Source organism: Leyella stercorea (assembly GCF_021531655.1).
Genome location: NZ_JADYUF010000046.1, coordinates 1 through 20,121, shown reverse-complemented (window position 1 = coordinate 20,121; position 20,121 = coordinate 1). Strand labels below are relative to the sequence as shown.

Here is a 20,121-nt window from a genome sequence, read left to right as displayed (position 1 = left end):
AAACCCAATTATGACAAGAAATAAAAACGTAACTTTGCTACGTGTGCTGCTGGCTGCGCTACTGGCTTTGACAGCAATGCCGAAGGCGCACGGCGAGAGCCTAATAGTAGAAGCCGAGAGCTTCAGCAAGCGTGGCGGATGGATGGTCGACCAGCAGTTTATGGACCTCATGGGGTCGCCCTACATGATAGCCCACGGCATGGGCGTGCCCGTAAGCGATGCCGTCACCACGGTGGACATAGGCAGCGGCGGCACGTATCACGTATATGTGCGCACATACAACTGGACTTCGCCATGGAGCGCAAAGCCCGGTGCAGGAGCCTTTGAGGTGAGCGTGGGCGGCAAGCGTCTGCATACTGTAGGGCAGACGGGCAACCGTTGGCAGTGGCAGAAGGCTGGCACGGTGAGGCTTAAGGCTGGCAAGACACAGCTACGGCTGCACGACCTCACGGGATTTGACGGCCGTTGCGACGCCATACTGCTCACTACCGACGGCAGTATGGTTCCGCCCGACGACGCAAGCTGCCAAGAAGCGTTCCGTAGCGGCATCAATGGCACAAGCCTTGAACCTCGCGATGCCGGAGAATACGACATGGTGGTGGTGGGAGCAGGCGTTGCCGGCATGAGTGCGGCAGTGGCTGCAGCGCGGTTGGGACTGCGTGTGGCGCTAATAGGCGACCGTCCGGTGGCTGGCGGCAACAACAGTTCGGAGGTGCGTGTACACATGGGCGGACGCTTGGGCGTTGGTCCTTATCCCAAGCTGGGACAGTTGCAGCAGGAGTTTGCCCCATGTCGTGAGGGCAATGCACAGCCTGCAGCTTACTACGAAGACCAGAAGAAGATGCAATGGCTGCAGCAGGAGCACGGCGTGAGCCTCTTTATGGGCGTGCATGCCGACGGTGTGACCATGGACGGAACCCGTATAGAGAGCGTTACGGCACGAAACGTACTGAGCGGCGAGCGCCTGAGGTTCAGAGCACAGCTCTTTGCCGACTGCACGGGCGACGCTACCATAGGCTATCTGGCTGGTGCCGACTGGCGCATGGGACGTGAGTCGCGCAGCGAATATGGCGAGAGCCGTGCGCCGGAACGTGCCGACAGCTTGACTATGGGAGCCTCGGTGCAGTGGTATGCAGCCGAGAGCAAGAGCAGGGAGAGGTTTCCGCTGTTTGAGTATGGAGTCGTGCTCAACGACTCTACTGCCGAGCGTGTGCTCAAGGGCGAATGGACTTGGGAGACGGGCATGAACCGCAACCAGATAACCGAGGCTGAACGCATACGCGACTACGGACTGATGGTGGTGTATTCCAACTGGAGCTATCTGAAAAACCGGTTGCCCGAGCGCCGTGATTATGCCAATTACAGACTCGACTGGGTGGCTTACGTGGCTGGCAAACGGGAGTCGCGCCGACTGCTGGGCGACTATGTGCTGAAGGAATCCGACCTTGTGCTGCACATGCCGCACGAAGATGCGTCGTTTGCAGCGACATGGAGTATCGACCTGCATGAGCCCGATCCTGCCAATATTGTCAGCTTCCCGGGCAACGAATACAAGGCCACTACACGCCACACCGTTATCTATCCTACGGCTGTGCCATATCGTTGTCTGTACTCGCGCAATGTTGACAACCTCTTCATGGCGGGCAGAAACATCAGCACAACGCATGTTGCGCTCGGCTCAACCCGCGTAATGCGCACTACGGGAGCTATGGGCGAGGTGGTAGGCATGGCTGCATCGCTGTGCAAGGAGTATGGCGTTACGCCACGCCAGGTGTACTTCTATCATCTCGACCAGCTGAAACGCCTCATGCAGAAGGGTGTGGCAAAAGAGGGTGTAAAGCCTACGCAGGACTACAACGAGGGCGGATGGCTCGACAATCCGCCTACAATAAAATAATGAGTATTACCATATAATAATAAGAACTACAAATGAATCGTATGGCTATGAGGAAAACAATCGTTATGCTGCTGGCAATAATGCTATTGCCGCTGACGTGTCTTGCTGGTGGAAAGAAGCAGGGCAAGACGTTTACCGTGCTGCAGTGGAACATCTGGCAGGAAGGAACTATGGTGAAGGGTGGATATGAAGCCATTCTCAACGAACTGGAACGGCTACGCCCCGACTACGTCACGTTCAGCGAGGTGCGCAACTATCGCGACGATTTCATTGCACGTGTGTGCAAGGATATGGCTAAGCGTGGTGTGGTGTATTACGGGTTCCGCTCGGATGATACTGGACTGTTGTCGTCTACGCCCATCACCGCCCATAAGACGGTGTTCCCGTTGAAGGACGACCATGGGTCGATATACAAGCTTGAGACGAAGGTGTGCGGACGCAAACTGGCTCTGTACACCAGTCATCTCGACTATCTCAACGACACGTATTATGAGGTGCGTGGTGTTGACGGCAACACTTTTAAGGAGATGGAACCGCTCACCGATGTCGACGAGATATTGCGTCGCAACGCTCTCTCAATGCGCGACAAGGCTATAGCCAACTTCCTGAAGGAGGCAAAGCGCGACCAGGAGCGTGGATTCATCACCATTATAGGCGGCGACTTCAACGAACCGTCGGTGCAGGACTGGACTGAGCAGACGCGCGACCTGTACGACCATCACGGCGTAGTGATAGCGTGGCCGCAGACGACGGCACTCATCAAGGCTGGATTCAACGACTGCTATCGCACGGTACACCCTGATGTGCTGACTCATCCGGGCTTCACCTTCCCCTCGGACAATCCTGATGTCGACCCAAGCAAACTGACGTGGGCTCCGAAGTCGGACGAACGCGACCGCATCGACTACCTCTTCTTCCGTGGCAAGGGCATAAAGGTGACGGAGTGCAAGCTCTTCGGGCCCGAAGGCAACATCGCTTACGCCAAGCGTGTACCCCTCGGCACCGACGAACCGATAATAACACCGCTCGCAACGTGGCCCACCGACCATAAGGGTGTGCTTGCTACGTTTGTGGTGGAGTGATTGGGAATGTGGATATTCAAATAAAAAAGTCACGAATTAACATGAATTATCCGTGAATGTTATTCGTAATTTATGGATAATTCATGTTGATTCGTGACTAAAAGAAAGCTATTTTTTCTTCATGTCTTCCTCAATAAAGCGCAGCAGATGTTCTACTGCCTCGCTCTCGGGAATTGCTTTTTCAACGCACATCTTCTGTTTGTAGAGCGAAATCTTGCCTGGTCCGGCTCCTACATATCCGTAGTCGGCATCCGCCATTTCACCAGGTCCGTTGACAATACAGCCCATTATGCCAATCTTCAGGCCTTTCATGTGGGCTGTAGCGGCCTTGATCTTGGCTATGGTAGAGCGCAGGTCGTAGAGTGTTCGGCCGCATCCGGGGCACGAGATATACTCGGTCTTGGACGTGCGGAGGCGTGCTGCCTGCAGAATGGCAAATGAAGTGTCGGCAACGTCGCGTACGTTGATGTCGCCGTCGTTCATCAGCCAGATGCCGTCGCATAGTCCGTCAATCATCAGAGCGCCCATGTCGGCAGCAGCCTCAAGCTGGAAGTCGGCTTTCTCCTGGGCGCTGTGGCGATACATCTGGGCGAAGACAACGGGATTGAAGAGTCCGTTGATCCACAGTTCGTGGGTCAAAGCACGCTGCTCGCCCAGCTTGTTCTGCTGGTTGCTGACGGCTATCACCACCACTTCGGGATGAGCCTTGAGGCATGCCAGATACTCCTCCGACGGAGCACCGAGCTGCAACACGAGGAACTTCACGTCGGCCTTGACGCTCGAAATGAACGGTGTGGCGTTATAAGGGAATATCGGATAGGTGTCCTTCGCGCCGGTATAGGCGTTGAAATCGACGATATACTTCTGTCCCTCCTTGCGGTTGGCGGGCAGCGAAGAGCCACAGTATATATAGTCGGGAGTGGTGTCGGCACCGAATTCTACAGCAGTCGGAGTCTGACCGTTTGGCAACGAGGCAATCACTACGGGCACATTAGAGCCGCCTATGCCTCCTGCAGCGCGTGTCTTGCGACGTTCGGGGCGCAGCCAGTTGAAGTCGGGCGACGCTGTAGCGGGCACCATGAGGTGGCCTTCGTGCTTGGTGATATAGTCGACAAGGTGGCGTGCCACCGGTATCTCAGCCTCTGGCTCCTCGCTAAGACTAACGCGTACGGTGTCGCCGATGCCGTCGGCGAGCAATGCTCCGATGCCTACGGCACTCTTGATGCGTCCGTCCTCGCCCTCGCCAGCCTCAGTCACGCCGAGGTGGAGCGGATAGTGCATGTCATTGCGGTCCATCTCGTCAACAAGTAGACGAACGGTACGCACCATAATGACCGTATTGGAAGCCTTGATGGAAATCACCACATTGTCAAACTGCTCCTTCTTGCAGATGCGCAGAAACTCCATGCAACTCTCGACGATTCCCTCGGGGGTGTCGCCATAGCGCGACATGATGCGGTCGGACAACGATCCGTGGTTGACACCGATGCGCACGGCTGTGTGATGTTCCTTGCAGATATTGAGAAAGGGAACGAAACGGTCCTCAAGTTTCTTCAGTTCGTCGGCATATTCGGCATCGGTATATTCTATCTTCTTGAACACACGTGCCGGATCGACATAGTTGCCGGGATTGACACGAACCTTCTCGGCATACAGTGCAGCCACATCTGCAACGTTAGCGTTGAAGTGTACGTCGGCAACAAGCGGCGTATTGAAGCCGTCAGCGCGCAGTTGGGCGTTGATATTCTTCAGATTCTCAGCCTCGCGTCGGCCCTGTGTGGTGAGTCGCACAAGTTCGCCGCCAGCCTTAATAATTCTTTCCGCCTGTTCTACGCATGCCTCAGTATCGTTGGTATTGGTAGTGGTCATCGACTGGATGCGTATCGGGGCATCGCCGCCAAGCTGCAAGTCGCCCACCTGAACGGGCGATGATGAGCGACGGCGATAGTTGAAGAGGTCTGTCATTTTAGCACTTATAATCATACTTCACTTCAGCCAATTCCTTATTTGCCTTCTCAATTTTGGCACCAAGTCCGGCCTTGTATACTTCCATTTTCTTAGCCATTTCGGTGTCACCGAGGGCTATCATCTCGCAGGCAAGGATAGCGGCGTTCATGGCACCGTTTACTCCTACTGTGGCAACGGGGATTCCAGGAGGCATCTGTATGATTGATAACATGGCGTCCAATCCGTCGAGCATACCCTTGATAGGAACACCGATAACGGGCAACGTTGTGTTGGCTGCGATTACACCAGGCAATGCTGCGGCCATACCGGCAGCTGCAATGATGACCTTAATGCCACGGTCCTTGGCACCTTTAGCGAAGTTTTCCACTGCTGTAGGTGTGCGGTGGGCTGAGAGTGCGTTCACTTCAAAAGGTACTTGCATGTCGTTCAAGAACTTGCATGCCTTTTCCATAACGGGCAGGTCGCTTGTGCTGCCCATGATGATGCTTACTAATGGAGACATAATGATTAATTATTAAAAAGCCCTACCCCCTTGCCCCTCCCCCGCAGGGAGGGGAGTAATGTGTAGAGTCGGGCTTTGGTTTATTGAATTTATTATTTATACGATTAATATCTATACTTTTGTTTCTTTTGGTCGAACTTTGCAAGTTCAATCAATGGGAAAAAGACGCGATTGGCAAAGCATATCGCTCCCCTCCCTACGGGGGAGGGGCAGGGGGTGGGGCTTACAATCCTAATATCACCGTATACGCCACTATCAATCCCAATAGGAACCCGTAGCACACCTGACGCAGCGTGTGCTGGCGCAGAATCATGCGGCTTGAGCCTACCATTCCGCCAAGGATGATGACCACACAGAGCCATCCCAAGGGGTTGAAACCGAATATAATGGCGAACGCCTGCAGCGCTCCTGCCACACCGCCGATTGCTGCTGTATGTGTGGAAATCTTCCACCATACATTGATAAGGGCGCACAGAATCTGTATTATGAGTGCCGACATGAGTATGTTGCTCATGAAGTGGGGTATGTTGAAGCGATGCATTACATAGTAACACACAAAGTAGCTTACAATAGAAAGTAGATATGGCACTACACGACGTTCCTTCTTGCCAAGCTCGATGAGTGTCCATCCGTGATAGCTGCGATAGAAATGGATGAGCAATGTGGGCAAGAGAATGGTGAAAAGGTAGACAAGACCGAGTACCGTAAGCTTGTACGGCCATGGCATCAGACTGAGATAGCTGAACGTGAACAGCGCTATCAGTCCGACAAGCGGCAGATAGAATGGCGTAAATACCATGCTAAGAATGCGGGCAGCGATAATAATATTCTTTTCTTTCATATTTCCTGAGCCTTACTGGGCATCTTTATGCCTTACTAAGCCTTATTGAGCCTTATTGAGTATTAAGCCTTACTAAGCCTTCTATAATTATTTTTTCTCAATTAACAAATCATATCACTCCCCTCCCTACGGGGGAGGGGCTGGGGGTGGGGCTTTTTTTATCCCTTTCTCAATCTTGCCACTGGCAGTCCCAGCTGTTCGCGATATTTAGCCACGGTGCGTCGTGCTATAGGGTAGCCGAGCTTGGCGAGAGCCTTTGTAAGAGCGTCGTCGCTCATTGGTTTCTTCTTGTCTTCCTTGGCAATGAGGTCCTTGAGTGCGAGCTTTATCTTTCGTGTCGAGAGTTCTTCGCCCTCGTCGGTGGTGTAGCCGTCGGAGAAGAAGAAGCGCAGGGGGAATGTTCCCCAGTTGGTCTGCGCATATTTGATGTTGCTGACGCGCGAAATGGTGGAAATGTCAAGTCCTGTGCGGTCGGCAATATTCTTCAGAATCATCGGCTTGAGGTCGGCTTCGTCGCCATCTTGGAAGAAACGGCGCTGCCAGTCGATAATGGCTTTCATCGTAATGGTGAGTGTACGTCGGCGCACCTTTATCGCTTCGATGTATCCGCGTGCACGTTCCACCTTCTCCTTGGCGTACAATAATGCTTCTTTTTCACGTCTTGACATCGACGTTTTGTTGTTCTTGTAAGCCTCCATCATATCTGCAAACGATGGCGACACCTTCAGTTCGGGAATGTTTCCGCTGTTGAGCGTGAATGTCACATTGCCGTTGTCGTCGGTGTCGACAATGAAGTCGGGTGTTATCTGCTGCACGTTGCGACCCTCAGTCTCACCGAGCGACGAGCCGGGCTTCGGATTGAGTCGGCGTAACTCAGCCATAACGCGTTCGGCGGTGTCGGTATCGACACCCAATGCAGAGCGTATCTTGTCGAAATGCTTCTTGGTAAACTCGTCGAAACAATCGGTTATCACCTTCTGCATCATAAGTTTGAGCGAATCGTTGGGGCGTCGCTTGATTTGCAGTAGCAGACATTCCTGCAATGTGTGGGCACCAATGCCGGCAGGATCGAATGTCTGCAGTATGCGCACCACGCGGTCTACGTCGTCTGTGGTGCAGTCGATGCCGTGATAGATGGCAAGCTCGTCGGATATCGACTCGCTGTCCTTGCGCAGTAGTCCGTCGCTGTCGAGCGACCCGATGACATATTCCATTATCTCCTCGTCCTTCTCCGACAACTCCGTCTCGCCCATCTGCTCCTTCAGTTTGTCGTAGAACGATGTCGTGTCGCCATACACCATCTCCTCATAGTCGGCAGAGTCGGCACCCGAACCGCCCGTATATCCTGCTGTAGGCATGTCGTCGTCGCCTCCGCCGATGCGTTCAAGAGCGTCGTTGAGAGCCGAATCGCGCTCCTCGCGTTCGTTGCGAGCGTCAAAATCGTCATTGTCGGATGAACCCTCGCCACCCGAAGCAGATTGCGAGTTGTCGCCATACGAGGCGGTAGAGTCGTTGCCTTCAACGTGTACACCTTCGAATACGTCTTCGGGCGAAGTCGTTTCAAGAGCCGGATTGTCGTCAAGTTCAGCATTAACGCTCTGCTCCAGTTCGGTCAAGGGCATCTCTAGCAAGTGCACCTGTAGCATCTGCTGTTGCGACAGACGCTGCACCTGCTGAAGTTTCTGCTCCTGTGTTTGTATGAGTTTCATTTTATGACGTGATGATGTGGTGTGTATATGTTGTTGACGTTCTTAGTTTTTCAACTGAAGTAGAGCTTCAGTTTGTCGGCTGTGGAGTGTAGCAGTTCGGGCTGTTCGCTGTAGAATCGTTTCCATACGAGCTTCGCCTCGTCGACAATGGGTGACTGGTCGGCAGCCTCTCGCTTCAGAATAGGGTCGAAAGTTTGGTAGATTTCGAGTATTCGTACTATCTCTTCTGGCTTGAGGGACAACATTCGTGCCATGTCGAGCACCTCAGGCGTTTCGCTCACCATAGTGTTTGGCGTGAGTGCGAAGTAGAGTTCGAGGATGATGACGAGCATAACGGGCGTTATGTCGGATGAATTGTCGATAGGGCGGTAGTCGCGTTCGAACGAGGGAGTGGTCTGCACGCCTTCGTAGAACAGTCCGGAGTCACCGAATCCAGCCATCTGCTTGAGTCGTTTGATGTCGCGCGAGAGTCGTTTTGGGGTGTTGGCATACATCTCCCAAAGTCTCTGGAGCGATGGTGTGGCGCGCTTTTCGAGAGCGCACATCTGTTCGTATATGGTACGGGGCGGTATATGTAGCTCAATGCCCAATTCCACAACCTGGTGTGAAAATTCGGATTTCACACCAGCGGGCTTCTTCTGATACAGCTGTATGAGCAGAAGCCAGTAGTCGTCTGACCAAAGAGTATTATTTGCCATAATCGATAAACATTGTTACAGATGCAAAGTTACTGAAAGTCTTGCACAAAATGTAATTCTAACCTTAAAAGTTGAGTTTTTAATAAAATATAAAAAATAGCTATATAATAATGTAAGAGCAAAAATTTTCTTACTTTTGCGCCCAAATTAAAGTACACAAAGCAAAATCATGCAAGAAAACTTAGTGATTGTCGAGAGCCCCGCTAAGGCAAAGACCATAGAGAAGTTTCTGGGTTCCGACTACAAAGTAATGTCCTCATACGGACACATACGCGACCTTAAGAAGAAGGAAATCAGCATAGACAAAGACACGCTGCAGCCAGCATACGTCATACCTAAGGACAAGGAAGAACTTGTAAAGAAACTGCGTGAGAGCGCAAAGAAGGCACACAAGGTGTGGCTCGCATCCGATGAGGACCGCGAGGGAGAGGCTATTTCGTGGCATCTGTGCGAGGTGCTGGGCCTGGATGAGGCTTCGACCAACCGTATCGTATTCCATGAGATTACAAAGCCTGCCATCCTGGCGGCAATAGAGCATCCGCGACACCTTGATATGAACCTTGTCAATGCGCAGCAGGCACGTCGCGTGTTGGACCGTATTGTGGGCTTCAAGCTCTCGCCCGTACTGTGGCGCAAGGTGAAACCGGCACTGTCGGCAGGCCGTGTGCAGTCAGTAGCCGTTCGTCTCATCGTAGAACGTGAGCGTGAGATACAGCAGTTCAAGAGCGAACCATACTATCGTATCAATGCAATATTCGCCATAACCAATGCCGACGGATCGCAGTCGGAGGTAAAAGCCGAGCTTGACAAGCGCTTCGCAACACACGACGAAGCCCTCGCCTTCCTCGACAAGTGCAAGAAGGCAGAACATCAGGTAGAGAGTGTGAGCAAGAAACCGCTCAAACGCATGCCCGCACCGCCTTTCACCACTTCGACATTGCAGCAGGAAGCCGCACGCAAATTAGGCTTCTCGGTGTCGCAGACCATGATGGTGGCACAGCGTCTATACGAAAACGGTCTTATCACCTACATGCGTACCGACAGCGTAAACCTCTCAAGCCTGTGCATAAACGCAGCAAAGGAGGAGATAATCAAGCTGTATGGCGAGGAGTATAGTTCGTCACGCAACTTCCACACCCACTCTAAGGGTGCCCAGGAAGCGCACGAAGCCATCCGTCCGACATACATGAGCAACACCACAATCGAGGGCACTGCGCAGGAGCGTCGACTCTACGACCTCATCTGGAAGCGTACGGCTGCCAGCCAGATGTCGGAAGCTCAGATTGAGAAGACTACCGTAACCATCGGCATCAGCACCACCGACGAGCACTTTATTGCTAACGGTGAGGTTGTAAAGTTTGACGGATTCCTGAAGGTTTATCGCGAGTCGACCGACGACGAACAGAACGAGCAGCGTGACGAATTTGCTCACAACCTGCCCGTTATAAAGGAAGGCGACACGCTGAAGCGCCGTGAGATAACATCAACCGAGCGCTACTCGCAGGGTCCCACACGCTATACTGAGGCAAGCCTTGTGCACAAACTCGAAGAACTGGGCATCGGACGCCCGTCAACATACGCACCGACCATCTCCACCATACAGCAGCGTGAGTACGTTGTAAAGGGCGACAAGAAGGGCGAAGAGCGCCCTTACGTCATCGACACATTGCGCGGACTCATCGTCACACCGACACGTAAGGTGGAGCTTACGGGCAATGAGAAGGGCAAGCTGCTGCCCACCGACATAGGTATTGTAGTGAACGACTTCCTTATGGAGAACTTCCCCAACATCATGGACTATAACTTCACAGCCAAGGTAGAGCAGCAGTTCGACCAGATAGCCGACGGCAAGGAGGAGTGGACCGACATGATGCAGCACTTTGACCGCGAATTTGAGCCTACCGTAGAGAAGGTGATGAATGCACGTTCGGAGCACAAGGCGGGCGAACGCAAGCTGGGCGACGACCCCAAGAGCGGTCATCCGGTGTTCGTAAAGATAGGACGCTACGGTCCGGTAGTGCAGATTGGCACAGCCGACGACGACGAGAAGCCGCGCTTTGCACAGCTTCCCACCGACAAGAGTATGGAGACCATCACGCTGGAGGAGGCTCTCGAACTGTTCAAGATGCCCCGCACCGTTGGCGAATACGAAGGCAAGACTGTGACAATCGGCGCCGGACGATTCGGACCATACGTTCTTCACAACAAGATGTACACCTCCATACCGAAGGACGAGGACCCGATGACCATCACGCTCGACCGCGCCATAGAGCTGATTGAAGCCAAGCGCAAGAGCGAGGAGGAACGACATATGAAGCAGTTTGACGAAGATCCCAAGCTCGAAGTGCTCAACGGACGCTACGGTCCTTACATCGCCTACGACGGCAAGAACTACCGCATACCGCGCGAACTGCATGCCACTGCCGCCGAACTCACCTACGAGCAGTGCATGGACATAGTAAACAATCCGCCGGCTCCCAAGAAGAGAGCGGCTAAGAAGTAATAATAAAAAGCCCTACCCCCGGCCCCTCCCCCGCAGGGAGGGGAGTAATATGTTGTATCGCTTAACTACAAGTGTCATACAGTATGAAAAACATACCACTCCCCTCCCTGCGGGGGAGGGGCCGGGGGTAGGGCTTTTTTAATATTATATAATATGACTAGAATCATCCTCATAGGCTACATGGGAGCCGGAAAGACTACCATAGGCAAGGCTCTTGCCAAAGCTCTTGGAGTCACATTCTATGATCTCGACTGGTATATCGAGACACGTATGCGACGTACAGTGAAACAGATATTCGACGCAGAAGGCGAAGATGGGTTCCGTCGCATCGAATATAACATGCTGCATGAGGTGGCTGAGTTTGAGAATGTAGTCATTTCGTGCGGAGGAGGCACTCCCTGCTTCTTTGACAACATCGACTACATGAACCGACAGGGCAAGGTGGTGTATCTGAAGGCATCGCCCGAAGTGCTCTACGAGCATCTGAAGATGGGCAAGTCGGTGCGACCACTGCTGCTCAACAAGACCCCTGAGCAGGTACGCGAGTTTATCGTCGAGCAACTCGCACACCGCGAACAATTCTATTCAAAGGCCGATTACACGCTCGACATAAACCTACTCGACAATCACGACAAGATAAATATTACGGTTGATAAGCTACAAAAATTGATTGAAAAATGAAGAAATGGACCATTGACGACTCTCGCGAGTTATACAACATCAACGGTTGGGGCACCTCTTACTTTGGTGTCAACGACAAGGGCGACATGTATGTAACACCCTGCAAGGACAACGTGCAAATCGATTTGCGCGACGTCATGGACGAACTGCAGCTGCGCGACGTTACGCCACCAGTGCTGCTCCGCTTCCCCGACATTCTTGACAACCGTATCGAGAAGACTTCAAGCTGCTTCAAGAAGGCTGCCGAGGAGTATGAATACAAGGGCGAGAACTTCATTGTATACCCTATTAAGGTGAACCAGATGCAACCCGTCGTTGAGGAAATCATCTCGCACGGACGTAAGTTCAACCTCGGACTTGAGTGCGGATCAAAGCCCGAGCTGCATGCCGTTATCGCTGTGCAGTGCCAGAGCGACTCTATCATCGTGTGCAATGGCTACAAGGACCAGAGCTATATCGAACTGGCGCTCCTCGCACAGAAGATGGGCAAGCGCATATTTATCGTTGTCGAGAAGATGAGCGAGATTGGACTGATTGCCTCGGCTGCCAAAAAGCTGTGTGTGAAGCCCAACATCGGCATCCGTATCAAGCTGGCTTCAAGCGGATCGGGCAAATGGCAGGAGAGCGGTGGCGACGCTTCGAAGTTCGGACTGCGTTCGTCGGAACTGCTCCAGGCGCTCGAAACTCTCGACGAGAAGGGTCTGCACGACTGCGTGCGACTCATCCACTTCCATATCGGATCGCAGATAACCAAGATACGACGCATTCAGACTGCACTGCGCGAGGCTGCCAACTTCTACGTACAGCTGCACAAGATGGGCTACAACATCGACTTTGTTGACTGTGGCGGCGGTCTGGGCGTAGACTACGACGGAACACGCTCGTCGTCGAGTGAGAGCTCGGTCAACTACTCTATCCAGGAGTATGTCAACGACTGCGTATACACATTCGTCGATGCTTCGAACAAGAATGGCATCAAGCATCCTAACCTCATCACCGAGAGTGGACGCTCGTTGTCAGCCCACCACTCTGTACTTATCACTGACGTACTAGAAACCACGTCGCTGCCTGAGATGCGCGAGGAGTTTGAACCGTCGGAGAACGACCACCAGCTCGTAAAGGACCTCTACGAGATATGGGACAACCTCAATCCACGCACAATGCTTGAGGACTGGCACGATGCCGAGCAGATACGCGACGAGGCTCTCGACCTCTTCTCGCACGGCATTGTCGACCTGCGCACACGTGCCGAGATAGAGAGCATGTACTGGAGCATTTGCCGCGAAGTGAACAGCATGGCAAAGACACTGAAGCACACTCCCGACGAGCTGCGCGGCTTGGACAAGCTGCTTGCCGACAAATACTTCTGCAACATATCCATATTCCAGTCGCTCCCCGATGCCTGGGCTATCGACCAGCTCTTCCCCATCGTGCCCATTCAGCGACTCAACGAGCGCCCTACACGCAATGCTACGCTGCAGGACATCACCTGCGACAGCGACGGCAAGATAGCCAACTTCGTCACCAACCGTCAGGCTACTCACGTGCTTCCGGTGCATCCTATCAAGAAGAACGAAGACTACTATCTCGGAGTTTTCCTCGTAGGTGCCTATCAGGAGATTCTCGGCGATATGCACAACCTCTTCGGCGACACCAACGCCGTACACATCTCGGTGAAGGACGGCAGCTACAGCATCGACCAGATATTCGACGGCGAGACTGTTGAGGAAGTGCTCGACTACGTACAGTACAACCCCAAGAAACTCGTGCGACAGCTCGAGATATGGGTGACCAAGAGCGTTAAGGCGGGCAAGATTTCGCTCGAAGAAGGCAAGGAGTTCCTCAGCAACTACCGCTCAGGACTATACGGATATACTTATTTGGAGTAAGCCCTTGCTCAAATGGCGTGGCAAAACAAAAACAAAGCGGGCTGAAAGCCCAATGTCTCCATAGCCCAGGGCAACGCCCTGGGTAAAAAGACAGATATAATATAGCACCCTGTAAGGGCAAATCTCTTTTGTTACAGAGAGTTGCCCTTGCAGGGCGCTTAGTTCATAAATTGCAATCTACCCAGGGCGTTGCCCTGGGCTAAGAACTTTTGCCCCTTCGGGGCGTGCTGATAGCAATTATTGGCACACACTAATTGTTTTATCTTATAGCCCGTAAATATTTTACGCTTATGAAAATCACAATAATTAAGGTTGGCGGCGCCGTTGTGGAGGATTCTGCACAGCTTGCCGCTCTTCTTGAGGGTTTCAAGAAGGTTGAGGGATACAAGATTCTGGTACATGGAGGAGGCCGTCGCGCCACGAAGGTGGCTGCACAGCTCGGCATAGAGAGCAAGATGGTGGGCGGACGACGCATCACCGATGCCGAAATGCTTGAGGTGGTGACAATGGTTTACGGTGGACTGGTTAACAAGAACATCGTGGCTCAGCTGCAATCGCTTGGTATCAACGCCATCGGACTGACCGGTGCCGACATGGACGTGATACGCTCGCACAAGCGTCCGCTTAAGGACGGTGTCGACTTCGGATTCGTCGGCGATGTCGACAAGGTGAATGCCGAGCGTCTGAAGGCCCTGATAGATGCCGGAATGACCCCCGTGCTTGCCCCTCTGACGCACGACGGTGCCGGAACGATGCTCAACACCAACGCCGACACGATAGCCTCAGAGACGGCCCGTGCGCTTGCTTCGCTCTACGACGTAACGCTGGTGTACTGTTTTGAGAAACCCGGTGTGCTCGCCAATCCCGACGACGACACAAGCGTAATCCCAGTCATCACACGCAACGACTTCAGCCGACTCACTGCCGACGGAACTATATCGGGCGGAATGCTGCCCAAGATAGAGAATGCACTTGCTGCTGTTGAGGCAGGAGTGAAGAAGGTGGTGATAACAAAGGCCGACAGCATTGGCAAGGGAGGAACAGTTATTCAGTAAGAAGACTGAAACTGTATACTTGAAAGTTTTATAAGTTGAGAGTTTTATAAGTTGAGAGTTGAGAGTGGAGAGTTGAGAGTTATGATTACATTTATAAATATTCAGTATTAAACAATACTACAATAATGCATATACATAACTCTCCACTCTCAACTTTTTTATTGCATATCATAACTCTCCACTCTAAACTTTCAACTCTCAACTAAAAAAAAGAACTGGCCGCCAGTGTCAATTAAGACTCCGACGGCCAGCCAATCGTTAGTATGTTATGAAAAATTTGAGAGTCCCCGAAACTTCACAGCTTCAAGGTTTTCTTTGTAGCGTCATACACTTTTCGTAACATTTGTCATGGACGCTGGTGAAGGGGCTTGTTTTTACGTCCAAATATGTTTTAAGTGTACATCAGCTTGGTGTTTTAACTTAAAATGATTTTATTGAGAAAGCATAGAAATATATCTTACTTAAGTATGGTGGGACCATTCTGTCCGAACGGCTGTCCTACTGTGCCGATACTGCTCAGTCCGTTGTGGCGTGCAGTATCCATTTTCACAGTGTCGTTCATCGCCACTGAGGCACCCTCACGTACTCGAGGAGTGTATGCCGCAGGCACGTCTTCGGTGCTCTGGAATGACATCTGGGCTGCCTGACTCAGTGTGAGCACTATGGCCACCATTGCCGCTGCCTTGAAGAGCGGCGCAAACCGCTGGCTTATGAGCACCTTGCGTGCCTTAACCTCTTGCGGCTCGCCAACCATAGACAGCATACGCTCGTCGAAATCATCACCCAGACGGTCGGTCTTCGGCTCAGTCTGCTCATACACAAACAGCGGACGGAACTTGGCAAGCTCCTCAGGAACGCACAACTGACTGAAGAACGAGCGCAGTATCTGCTCCTCCTCAAGTGTTGTCTCGCCCTGCCAGTAGCGGTCAAGAAGTTGGTTTATGTATTTATAATCCATAGTTGTCGTATTTTTGAAATTGTTGTTTAATAGTCTGCCGCGCACGGAAGATGTTCACCTTCACCTGGTCCTCGGTTATGTCGAGTACGGCGGCTATCTCCTTGTATGTCTTGCCTTCGATGTCGCGCAGCTGCATGCACGACCTTTGTTTCTCGGGCAGTGAGTCGATGAGCGTCCTAACTATCGTCACCCGTTCGCGTTGCACGGTCTGTTCGTATGGTGTCGAGGCCGTGTCGGCATGGTTGTCGCCTCCTTGGGGCGTCGTTTCGTCTAGCGAAGCGTTCTGGTTGTCGCGCAGTCGCATGCGGTCGAGAGCCAGATTGCGGCAGATAGTGAGCGAGAATGCTTCCACCGACTCAATGGTGTCCCACGAGTCGCGACGGTTCCACACCTTTATCAAGGTGTCTTGCACGATGTCTTCAGCCTCTTCGCGGCTCAGCGTGATGCGCATTGCCAGTCGGAAGAGCATGTCCTTCATCGGCAGGATGTCGTTGCGAAAACTAATCTTTTTCATCTGTGCTCTAAATGAATGACGATTGACGGCTGCTTTTGTTACAGCTGCTAATCTTTATTTAACCTCGTTTAACAAATCGCTCGCATTCTGCGAGTATTTTCACACGTGCTATCTTCATCACGGCATAATAAAGCACTACGGCTATAATGAATCGTGATATGAGAAGCGCTATCAAGTTGCTCAGCGGCATTGTGGCTACATACGCCACGCCCATCACTCCTGCGGCTGCAAGTGCGAACGGCATGACGTCGCAGAAGAACATCCAGTAGCCGTAGCCTATCAACCGTCGCACGAAGAAGAGCCACACCAGCAGCCATGACGTATTTAATAATGTATAGGCTATGACCATCGTGCGTATGCCCATGGGCCAAATCATTATCATTGTGGCTATCTGGACGAGTCCCAAAGTGAATGTACACCAGAAGAAAGTGCCCGACCGTCCCTTCGAGATAATCATATTGGAGAATAGTGTGGAGAGCGGCATTGTGGCGCCCGAGATACACAGTATCTGTATCAGTTGGGCTGACGCAAGCCACTTCTCGCCTATGGCTGTTACGATAAACTCCTTGGCTACTAGTCCGAAACCGAACAGCAGGGGGAACGTTATGAATGCCGTGAAGCGCATCATCTTGCGGAACACGTCCTTCTGTCGGCCCTCCTCGCCGTTGAGGCTTACGAGTACGGGCTGCGCCACTTGCGCCACCATGCTCTGCACGAGCGAGTAGCACTTGGTGTTCCATTGATAAGCCTGGTTGTAATTGCCCGTGTCGCGGGGCGTGAAGTAGTGGCCCAGCAGGATGTTGAGCACATTGTTGTTGACGTGAGTCATGATGGTAGTAGCAAGAATCTTGCACGAGAAGCGGAACATTCGGCGCACCGGAGCGAACGTAATGCCGTGGATAGAAGGGCGCCACGGCGAGAAATGCCACTGCAAAAGGGTGTTGATGCCTACATAAACGAGTCCTTGTGTGGCAAGCGACCAATATGCCATGCCCGCAAATGCCATGCCCACACCCGTCAGACTCGACAGTATCACAGCCAAAGCACCTGCTTCTGCCTGCTGCTTGGCGCGCAGATGCTTGAACAGATAGGCCGACTGTGCCGTGCCGAACGATGCTATGACAATACTAAGAAAGGCGTAGCGACACAATGGCACTACGCGCGGCGTGTGATAATACTCGCCTATGAGCGGAGCGGCGAGAAAGAGAATGACGTAAAGTGACGACGCCATAATGATGTTAAACCAGAACACCGAGTTGTAGTCCTCGTGCTTAGGGTGCTCTATGTTGGTAAGCGCCGTGCGGAAACCGCTGTCCTGCAGGGCTGTGGCTACAAGCGAGAAGATGCTTATCATCGCCATCATGCCATAGTCGGACGGTGCCAATAACCTGCCCAGAACAATGCCGAACGCCAGTCCGACGAGCTGCTGTATGCCGCTGTTGAGTCCGCCCCACAACAATCCTTGTGCCGTTTTCTCTTTCAGTGTACTCATAATCCTATTGAAGAAAAAAAGCCCCGCCTTATGGCGGCGAGGCTATATCATAAACATAATGATGACTTGCGCAATGATGACGCGTATGAACATGCCGAGCGGATATACCGACGTGTATGCCACGGCGGCACGGTCGCCCTTGATGGTTTCGTTGGCATAGCTCAGTGCCATTGGATTGGCCATGGCTCCGCAGAGCAGTCCGCAGATGGTGCCGAAGTCGAACTTCTTGGTCTTCAAGGCTATGGCACCCACTATAAGGAGCGGCAGCACGGTCAGCACCAGTCCGACACCCACCCACAGCAAACCTTCGGGGCGTATCACCGTGGCGAGAAAGTCCTGTCCGGCAACAAGTCCGAGGCAGCCCAGATACAACGACAGTCCGAGTTTGCGCAACATGAGCGATGCCGAACGTGTGGTATAGCTTATAAAATGTACGCGCGAGCCAAGCGCGCCGATGATGATACCCATGATGATAGGACCTCCGGCGATGCCCAGTTTTATGGGAGCACTCATGCCTGGAATGGTTACCGGTATCATACCTAAAGCCAGACCGAGCAGCAATCCGAAGAAAATGGCACCCAGATTAGGCTCGTTTAGCACCTGTACGGCGTTGCCCAGATAAGCCTCGGCATGGTCGATGTTCTCAGGAGTGCCCACCACGGTGACGCGGTCGCCGTATTGCAGGTGTAGATTGTCGGTAGCCAAGAGCTTGATATCACCTCTCATCACGCGGCTCACGTTCACGCCGTAGGTCTGACGCATGTGCAGCATACCGAGTGTCTTGCCGTTGAGCTTGGTGCGTGTCATCACGATGACACGACTTTCTACCGTATTGTCGATGGCGTTCCAGTCTATCTTCTCGCGGTTCCAGTCCTTCTCCACACGCTCACCGAACAGAATTGTCATTGCCGACACCTCGTCGCGGTTGGTCACCACGAGCACGTTGTCGTCCATCTGCAGCTGCGTCGTTGCCAGCGGCACGATCACCTTGCCGCATCGCCATATGCGCGATATGATGAAGTGGCGGTGGGTCATCTGCGACACATGGGCTATGGTCATGCCCGATATGGCAGGATTGATCACCACAAACTGCCCTACGAAGGTATTGTCTTCGTCGTCGCCCGTGCGCGGCTCAAGGTCGGCGGGGCGCACCAGAAACTTACGCATGAGTATCATGGCGAATATCACGCCCACAACACCCAACGGATAGGTCACGGCACATCCCAAAGCTGCACCGCTGCTCGACTGATGGGCGTTGGCAAGAGCCTGCTGCGCGGCACCCAGAGCCGGCGTATTGGTGGTGGCACCGCACAGAATGCCCACCATCTCGGGCACGTTGATGGGCAGCACCAGACACAGCGACAGCGCCATGACAGTTCCTGCCAGTATGATGCCCAGTCCCCAAAGGTTGAGCGATATGCCCTCGTGACGCATCATGCCGATGAAGTTGGGGCCCACATGCAGGCCGAGCGCGTACACGAAGAGCGACAGTCCGAGCGTCTCGGCAAACGTCAGCATCTGTGCGTCGGCAGTGAAGTGGAGGCTACCAGCCACAATGCCTATAAAAAATACGAAAGCCACTCCGAGCGAAATGCCCTTGACGTGAATCTTTCCAAGTGCGAGTCCTATTGACACGATGAGCGACAGAACGACGATGGTCTGCACTGCCGAGTGTGTCACAAAAAGACTTTCAATCCATTCCATTTCTTTGTCTTAGTTGAATTATCATATGTTTTTTCGTTTGGTTTTCTATGTCTTCTTAAGCTGTTGCAATCAGGCTGTTGTCAAAAGGAGTCCTTTTGGGTTGCAAAACGAGTCCTTTTACCTTGCAAAAGGAGTCCTTTTGCACACCAAAACGAGTCCTTTTGGCATGTAAAAGGACTACATTTGGAAGACGGCAGCGACGAGCCTGGTCTAAGGTATAGTTTTAACCGACTGCAAAGTTAAGCAAAATTCCTATCATCAAAGATTTATTTCAATATATTTACACGCAAATCATGCAAGCCTGCCCAATTCGCTTCGCTGAAAAGCAAAATAACGTTTCGTTTACTTGATTTGTGTCAATTTATTTCAAATTTCACCAAAAAAGTGTCCATTTTCTTGTGTGGTCGGACACAAATTATTATCTTTGCAACGTGTTCGAGAGAATGCAATGTTTTTTCATTAGGTTAGTAGTTTGATAGATTTTAAGGTAAAGATTATGTTATTAGATTTTGTTCTTATTTGACAAAATCGGACATTGATTAACATTATTCTTTGAGAGGCCGGTGCGAGTGATTCGTGTCGTCCTTTTTTTTTGTATATAATCCCCAAAAGCCCCTCCCCCTTGCCC

General features: G+C 52.3%; 15 protein-coding genes. 6 read left to right on the top strand and 9 right to left on the bottom strand.

Annotated elements, in window-relative coordinates; translation table 11 throughout:
- Positions 1-10: 10 nt before the first annotated feature.
- Both I6E49_RS11770 and I6E49_RS11765 read left to right on the top strand, forming a co-directional pair.
- Positions 11-1,897, top strand: a complete 1,887-nt coding sequence (locus tag I6E49_RS11770) for an FAD-dependent oxidoreductase (protein ID WP_441006976.1) — start codon at positions 11-13, stop codon at positions 1,895-1,897.
- 47 nt (positions 1,898-1,944) lie between these two features.
- Positions 1,945-2,979: an endonuclease/exonuclease/phosphatase family protein gene (locus tag I6E49_RS11765; RefSeq protein WP_235402487.1), complete on the top strand. Its 1,035-nt coding sequence runs from the start codon at positions 1,945-1,947 to the stop codon at positions 2,977-2,979.
- Between the two features lie 108 nt (positions 2,980-3,087).
- Here the strand turns inward: I6E49_RS11765 and I6E49_RS11760 are convergent, their stop codons facing one another.
- From I6E49_RS11760 to I6E49_RS11740, 5 genes are all read right to left on the bottom strand, one after another.
- Positions 3,088-4,944: a 4-hydroxy-3-methylbut-2-en-1-yl diphosphate synthase gene (locus I6E49_RS11760; RefSeq protein ID WP_235402491.1), complete on the bottom strand. Its 1,857-nt coding sequence runs from the start codon at positions 4,942-4,944 to the stop codon at positions 3,088-3,090.
- 1 nt (position 4,945) lies between these two features.
- Entirely contained in the window at positions 4,946-5,449 is a 504-nt protein-coding gene (purE, locus tag I6E49_RS11755) for a 5-(carboxyamino)imidazole ribonucleotide mutase (RefSeq protein ID WP_235402485.1), read from the bottom strand.
- A 223-nt stretch (positions 5,450-5,672) separates the two neighbouring features.
- A complete protein-coding gene (locus I6E49_RS11750) occupies positions 5,673-6,290 on the bottom strand; it encodes a hypothetical protein (protein ID WP_235402483.1) in 618 nt (205 codons plus the stop codon).
- A gap of 158 nt (positions 6,291-6,448) precedes the next feature.
- Positions 6,449-7,999, bottom strand: a complete 1,551-nt coding sequence (gene rpoN / locus I6E49_RS11745; protein WP_235402482.1) for an RNA polymerase factor sigma-54 — start codon at positions 7,997-7,999, stop codon at positions 6,449-6,451.
- Between the two features lie 50 nt (positions 8,000-8,049).
- Entirely contained in the window at positions 8,050-8,697 is a 648-nt protein-coding gene (locus tag I6E49_RS11740; protein WP_235402481.1) for a hypothetical protein, read from the bottom strand.
- 169 nt (positions 8,698-8,866) lie between these two features.
- On the opposite strand from I6E49_RS11740, the gene topA reads away from it, so the two are divergent.
- The 4 genes from topA (at position 8,867) to argB (ending at position 14,825) form a co-directional block, all read left to right on the top strand.
- Positions 8,867-11,200 (top strand): type I DNA topoisomerase, encoded by a 2,334-nt coding sequence (gene topA, locus I6E49_RS11735; RefSeq protein ID WP_235402480.1) that lies wholly within the window; start codon positions 8,867-8,869, stop codon positions 11,198-11,200.
- A 153-nt stretch (positions 11,201-11,353) separates the two neighbouring features.
- Positions 11,354-11,881 (top strand): shikimate kinase, encoded by a 528-nt coding sequence (locus tag I6E49_RS11730; RefSeq protein ID WP_235402479.1) that lies wholly within the window; start codon positions 11,354-11,356, stop codon positions 11,879-11,881.
- Positions 11,878-13,770, top strand: a complete 1,893-nt coding sequence (gene speA, locus I6E49_RS11725) for a biosynthetic arginine decarboxylase (RefSeq protein ID WP_235402478.1) — start codon at positions 11,878-11,880, stop codon at positions 13,768-13,770. Before I6E49_RS11730 ends, speA begins: the two co-directional genes overlap by 4 nt.
- 290 nt (positions 13,771-14,060) lie before the next feature.
- The gene (gene argB / locus I6E49_RS11720; protein WP_235402477.1) at positions 14,061-14,825 is read left to right on the top strand and encodes an acetylglutamate kinase; all 765 of its coding nucleotides are present in this window, start codon (positions 14,061-14,063) and stop codon (positions 14,823-14,825) included.
- A gap of 457 nt (positions 14,826-15,282) precedes the next feature.
- On the opposite strand, the gene I6E49_RS11715 is transcribed toward argB, so the two are convergent.
- Genes I6E49_RS11715 through I6E49_RS11700 form a run of 4 tightly spaced genes read right to left on the bottom strand, consistent with a single transcriptional unit; the run spans position 15,283 to position 19,493 of the window.
- Positions 15,283-15,783 carry a pyruvate ferredoxin oxidoreductase gene (locus I6E49_RS11715; RefSeq protein WP_235402476.1) on the bottom strand — a complete coding sequence of 167 codons (501 nt, stop codon included), beginning with the start codon at positions 15,781-15,783 and terminating at the stop codon, positions 15,283-15,285.
- Entirely contained in the window at positions 15,773-16,297 is a 525-nt protein-coding gene (locus I6E49_RS11710) for an RNA polymerase sigma factor (protein ID WP_235402475.1), read from the bottom strand. Before I6E49_RS11710 ends, I6E49_RS11715 begins: the two co-directional genes overlap by 11 nt.
- A gap of 58 nt (positions 16,298-16,355) precedes the next feature.
- The gene (locus I6E49_RS11705; RefSeq protein ID WP_235402474.1) at positions 16,356-17,789 is read right to left on the bottom strand and encodes a lipopolysaccharide biosynthesis protein; all 1,434 of its coding nucleotides are present in this window, start codon (positions 17,787-17,789) and stop codon (positions 16,356-16,358) included.
- A 42-nt stretch (positions 17,790-17,831) separates the two neighbouring features.
- Positions 17,832-19,493: a putative transporter gene (locus tag I6E49_RS11700; protein ID WP_235402473.1), complete on the bottom strand. Its 1,662-nt coding sequence runs from the start codon at positions 19,491-19,493 to the stop codon at positions 17,832-17,834.
- Positions 19,494-20,121: the final 628 nt, after the last annotated feature.

Bases quoted from the DNA above. Each gene is read 5' to 3' on its own strand.
- I6E49_RS11770 (WP_441006976.1), top strand. From the start codon at position 11: ATGACAAGAAATAAAAACGTAACTTTGCTACGTGTGCTGCTGGCTGCG.
- I6E49_RS11765 (WP_235402487.1), top strand. From the start codon at position 1,945: ATGAGGAAAACAATCGTTATGCTGCTGGCAATAATGCTATTGCCGCTG.
- I6E49_RS11760 (WP_235402491.1), bottom strand. From the start codon at position 4,944: ATGACAGACCTCTTCAACTATCGCCGTCGCTCATCATCGCCCGTTCAG.
- purE (WP_235402485.1), bottom strand. From the start codon at position 5,449: ATGTCTCCATTAGTAAGCATCATCATGGGCAGCACAAGCGACCTGCCC.
- I6E49_RS11750 (WP_235402483.1), bottom strand. From the start codon at position 6,290: ATGAAAGAAAAGAATATTATTATCGCTGCCCGCATTCTTAGCATGGTA.
- rpoN (WP_235402482.1), bottom strand. From the start codon at position 7,999: ATGAAACTCATACAAACACAGGAGCAGAAACTTCAGCAGGTGCAGCGT.
- I6E49_RS11740 (WP_235402481.1), bottom strand. From the start codon at position 8,697: ATGGCAAATAATACTCTTTGGTCAGACGACTACTGGCTTCTGCTCATA.
- topA (WP_235402480.1), top strand. From the start codon at position 8,867: ATGCAAGAAAACTTAGTGATTGTCGAGAGCCCCGCTAAGGCAAAGACC.
- I6E49_RS11730 (WP_235402479.1), top strand. From the start codon at position 11,354: ATGACTAGAATCATCCTCATAGGCTACATGGGAGCCGGAAAGACTACC.
- speA (WP_235402478.1), top strand. From the start codon at position 11,878: ATGAAGAAATGGACCATTGACGACTCTCGCGAGTTATACAACATCAAC.
- argB (WP_235402477.1), top strand. From the start codon at position 14,061: ATGAAAATCACAATAATTAAGGTTGGCGGCGCCGTTGTGGAGGATTCT.
- I6E49_RS11715 (WP_235402476.1), bottom strand. From the start codon at position 15,783: ATGGATTATAAATACATAAACCAACTTCTTGACCGCTACTGGCAGGGC.
- I6E49_RS11710 (WP_235402475.1), bottom strand. From the start codon at position 16,297: ATGAAAAAGATTAGTTTTCGCAACGACATCCTGCCGATGAAGGACATG.
- I6E49_RS11705 (WP_235402474.1), bottom strand. From the start codon at position 17,789: ATGAGTACACTGAAAGAGAAAACGGCACAAGGATTGTTGTGGGGCGGA.
- I6E49_RS11700 (WP_235402473.1), bottom strand. From the start codon at position 19,493: ATGGAATGGATTGAAAGTCTTTTTGTGACACACTCGGCAGTGCAGACC.